This window comes from Hyphomicrobiales bacterium, from assembly GCA_030688605.1.
Lineage (GTDB): Bacteria > Pseudomonadota > Alphaproteobacteria > Rhizobiales > NORP267 > JAUYJB01.
In genome coordinates, this window is the sequence record JAUYJB010000080.1 from 1 (window position 1) to 4612 (window position 4612).

At 61.1% G+C, this 4612-nt stretch carries 1 protein-coding gene and 2 pseudogenes; 2 read left to right on the top strand and 1 reads right to left on the bottom strand.

Annotated features, from left to right (window positions below):
- Positions 1-140: pseudogene (locus Q8P46_09555) on the top strand (prolipoprotein diacylglyceryl transferase).
- Positions 141-3948: 3808 nt separating this feature from the next.
- Here the strand turns inward: Q8P46_09555 and Q8P46_09560 are convergent.
- Positions 3949-4224 (bottom strand): annotated as a pseudogene (locus Q8P46_09560) (HigA family addiction module antitoxin).
- 262 nt (positions 4225-4486) lie between these two features.
- Between Q8P46_09560 and Q8P46_09565 the strand changes: the two are divergent.
- Positions 4487-4612 (top strand): prolipoprotein diacylglyceryl transferase (locus tag Q8P46_09565; GenBank protein ID MDP2620408.1); only part of this gene is annotated, 126 nt, incomplete at its 3' end.

Here is a 4612-nt window from a genome sequence, read left to right on the forward strand (position 1 = left end):
CCGTCCTGTCGCTCGGCGACCTCGTCTCCGCCGCCGCCCCCATCGGCCTGTTCTTCGGCCGCATCGCCAATTTCATCAACGGCGAGCTGTTCGGCCGGGCGAGCGACGTGCCCTGGGCGATGGCGTTTCCCGCCGGCGGGCTCAGTACCGCAGCCTCTTCCTCACCCTTGCTTCCGAGTCCTGCCATTCGGCTTCGCGGTCGTAAGAAGAAGCGACGCTTTCGAGGACGCTGCTAACGTACGGGAAATCAAAGCGGAGTCGCTGCGCCCAGCCGCGGTATTTCGCGGCAAGCTCCCGCTCCTGCGCTCCCCCTTCGCCGCGCCAGTGAACCCCGCGTGAATTGCGGACGCCGATGACAAACCCCTCGGCAATGTCCTGCGAGGCAATGTTTTCCATCGCCTCGCAAACCGGAATGCACGGCCAGACGCCACTCTCCCCGGCCGGCGCTCTTGACAGAAGCTGGCCGATCACGTGGTCGCCGATTTTCGCGCGCGCATAGTGTGCGCATAGCTGCCGCACTTCCTTGAGCCAAGCCGTCAGGTCCTCTGCCTTGATCGTTCCATCGTCGTCGGTACCCGGCATGCGCTTGATCTGATCGAGAAGGCGATGCGCTGTGGTGGCGACCGCAGTGCGGTGTTCCGGATCATCGATCCGCCATTCAGGCGGATCCTGACCATCATCGCTGCGCTTGTAAGCAAGGGCTATCGCCTGCATGAAGATGGCAGGTGACCTAGCAATCTGGAGCTCGAGATTGGGGATGCCGTGCTCGCTGTGATCGAGTACCTGAATGAACAAGAACTCCAGGTGCGCCATGTCATCCGGACTGACACCGGCGCGGCCGTCAAGCGATTTCAGCGCAGCAGAAATGTCGTAGGCAGCAAGTTGGAAATCGCCGCTGGGCTCGTCATCGCTCGTGGCGATGGCCACAAGCAGGCGCTTTAGGCGCGAGGTTTCGATTTTGCTCCAGTCCAGGTGCACGGCATGGAACGCCGCGCGTGGCCGCTTGGCCTCCAACAGGCGATCGATAAGTTCAATGAGTTCAGCGTCGCCGTGCCTGTTCCAGTACGGGAACACTTTTCGCCAGTAACCGGCGCGAATCTTTTCATCGTACTTATCGAGCAATCGCCACGTCTGCTGATCGAACGGCGCACAGCAGAACAGCCTGACAATCTGATCCGCGCTGCAATTCCTGGCGGCTGCGGCGAGAACAGCATCACGACGTTTGGTTTCGATATTCAGGAGAAAGCCCTGCATGCAGCCATCGGCCTTCTTGTCCGGCTCTCCGCCGAGGGACAGGCAACGCCGCAGGAAATCAGCCGAAGCTTTTTTGGAGGTTAGGCACCGGGCGACGTAGCGCCCGACGACGTGGGGGGCACCGCTGTCCGACAGAAGCGCTTTCACACCATTGAATCCCTGCACCTCCCAAATTTCTTTGAGGGCCGTGGTGCGAAGCTTATCGATCCGCTCCTCGCGATTTGAGAAATCGTGATTTTCATCTTCGATCTCGTCGGCGGATTCTTCGATCCATTGATTGGCGAAAAGCCAGCCATGCCGGATCACCGGATCACACGGCTCCAGCTTGGCATAGGCCCTGCGCGCACGATCTGCCGTGGATTTACTGAGATCGCGCCGCCGCGCGCGCCGCGTAAAGGCAAAGCGGCGAATACGCTCACGCAGCACCGCCCTCGTTTTGTCATCTTTTGCAGCGGCGGACCAGGCGTCTATCAGGTCCCAGACGGCAGCCTGATATTTGTCCGGCATGTCCTGCAGGCGCTCAACCAAATCGCCGAGCGTGGATTCATTATGTGCATGCCAACCGACCGCAAGGTCGAGCGCCTTAAACGTGAACTGCCGCATTTCACCGACGGTGACAACCTGACCGGCTCCGGAAGCGTCGCTGCGCCAGCGCGGCCTGTAGCTGTAATGCCCGATGCGGGAGCCGGGCTCGAACTGTTCGATGCAAATGTGCCAGCCAATATCCGGAAAGCGCTTGGTCAGCAGCTCAAGGGCTTTTTCCCTCTCATCAAGCGAAACGGCGGTTTGCGGCATCCAGGACCTGTAGATCGCTCCCAGACTCGCGATCGGCTTGTTGGCCCAGTTGTCGTCGATCTTGGTTCTGGAGAGCTGGGCCAGGATGGCGCTGACGCGAGAAAGGTGCTCCACCTTCCACGCAAGGCATTCCAGCGCCCACAAAAGTCCGGTGCGCGGGCATCCGCCGAAAATGCCGGTATCGGCAGGCTTCAACAGGCCCAGGACAACCGGTTCGGGCTGCTGTAAGTCCGCTTCAAGAAGCCTGAGAAACTCATCCGGCGCTGCCTCCGCATAGTGCGGAAGATCGCCGTCGTGAGAGAGCAGCTTTTCGAGAGTGAGCGGCGTGAGCAGCCGCCGGACAAGCAGGGTGACGCGAGTCTCGACATCGATGCCAAGACGGTCGCGGAAAAGGTTGTTGCCGTGCACCGACAAGATAACGAGGGTTTCGCACACCCCCTCGCGCAGCGCCGCTGAATGATCGCGGACCTTGCCGTGCAGCCCCGCAGCCCACCTTTGATCTTCCGGCAGGTCGAGCGCCGGGTCGGATTCGGAGAGTACGTACTCGGCAAGGACAAAGAACTCAGCGAGGTCCTTCTCCGTCACCGCTTTGCTAATGGCGAACAGGGCGTCGATCTTCGAAGCCACGCCGCGGTACTGGCCGGCAGACCAGACCGGGCAGTCGTCGAATTGCAGCAGGCGCGCGACGGCCTGCTCGATCTCCTGATAGGGCCGGCCCGCAAGAACGGACACAACCTCGCAGTCGGCACGGGACTTTGCATGCCACGCGCCGACAAACGCTACCGGAACCAGGCTCCGCGCAATCTCGGCGTTGCCCGCCCATTGGGGCGTCCTGATGGCGTCGATCTTCGAAAGCCTCCGCCGCAGGATTGTCGGCGAGCGGCCCGACTCGCGCGCGAGCCGGTCGGCGTCGTGATCCTTAATCCCCATCGCGGCAAGCGCTTTTTCAAAGGCATCGTGGCCCAGTAGGTCGAGGGAGATCTCTGGTTCGGAGTCCACGGCGTTTCGGGGCCGCACCACGATACAATGAAGGCGGCGGTAGACGGTGGCCAGCTCGCGTTCGGCTTCTTCTGTGCAGACAATCGGAATAAAGGGCGATGATGATTGCGCCAGCTTCCTGAGTGTCTGCGCCGACTCGAAAATCGCCGCGAGGTCTTTGGAGCGTGCCGCGATCTCGTTGTCGCTAAACAGGCACGCGAGAAAGGCGAGCGCCTCGTCTTTGGAGTCTGCGGCAATGATCAACGGGCGGTCACTTGGCTTTTCAAGCCACACCTTGAATGTGGCGCGGTACGCCGTGATCGACGGCTCAAATATTTCCGGAGCCATTTTCGGATCGCTGGCCTCAGCCCAGCGCCGCCAGCAATGATCGAGCGTTTCGAATCCATTGACCGGCAGGGAGAATTGTTCGGCAAGCCATATCTGCGCCGGAATCGACTCTTCGAGCCACTGCTCAAGATCGCTGGCGTCGTAGGCTCTAACGGCCTTCCAGTCGCCGGCCGCGTTCATGTCTTTCGCCCATTCAGTCTTGCCGGGCCAGTTGCGCGGCGTGACGAATACGAAAGTGCCCTGCGATCTTTCCTCAGGAGGAACCGAGGCCAGCCGCGCCGCATAATCTTTTTCGGCTTTGGCGCGGGGGGCCTGAGTTGTGCCGAATTCCCAGCAGGACTTGCCTTCGGGAATCCAGGCGGTGGCCCCGCCGGAATCAATCAGCCCGTCCCAACCTTTGCGCTCGGCATTGTCATACCCGGGAAAATCGAGTTGACGCAGATCATCGCCTGTCGAGTAAGCCAGCTTGCGCAGAAGAACCGGAAGCAGGTGGCGGGCCTCAAGGTTGTTTTGCGCCCAGTCGTGAATCTGCCGCGCCTTGATGCTTAGGAACGCGGGAACATAAGCGCGGACGGCCACGTCCTTTTCGCCCGCGCGCTGCTGATGGCGGTCGAACGCTGCCTGCATGTCGAGAAGTCTGCGCCGGTCGGCCCGCTTCGCCCCAAACGCCTTTTCGAGCCTGACGGCCATATCGGGGGAGAGCGATGCATTGCCGTTGAGGAGGTTCGACAAAGCGGGCCTGCCGACGCCAAGCCTCTTGGCGGCGTCTTTGACCGACATGCCGGAAGGAATGACCTCCTCCCGAATGAAAACGCCGGGGGGCTGGCGCTTTTCGAATTGTTGCGTCATGGATGGATACCTTTAATAAAAGCTTAAAATGGCATATTGTGTTGCGTTAAGCAATACATATTCCTCATATGTTCCGATAGTCGACGCTGTTTAATCAAACGCTTGATTAAATCGGTCGCGGAGGAGAGAAGACGGACAGTCGTCCAACCGCCCCCCCATCCCGGCTTGACATCGCCGCGCCGGGGCGTCCCTCTAGGCGGCGTCGCCGCCCCGCGCGCGCCTTTAGGCGCCGGCAAATCGCTTGGACCCAGGAGCCCGCCCCATGCCGCTTGCCGCCCTGCCCTTTCCGAACATCGACCCGGTGCTGATCGAGATCGGCCCCTTCGCCATCCGCTGGTATGCGCTGGCCTATATCGCCGGCCTCGTCCTCGGCTGGCTCTACGCGGCG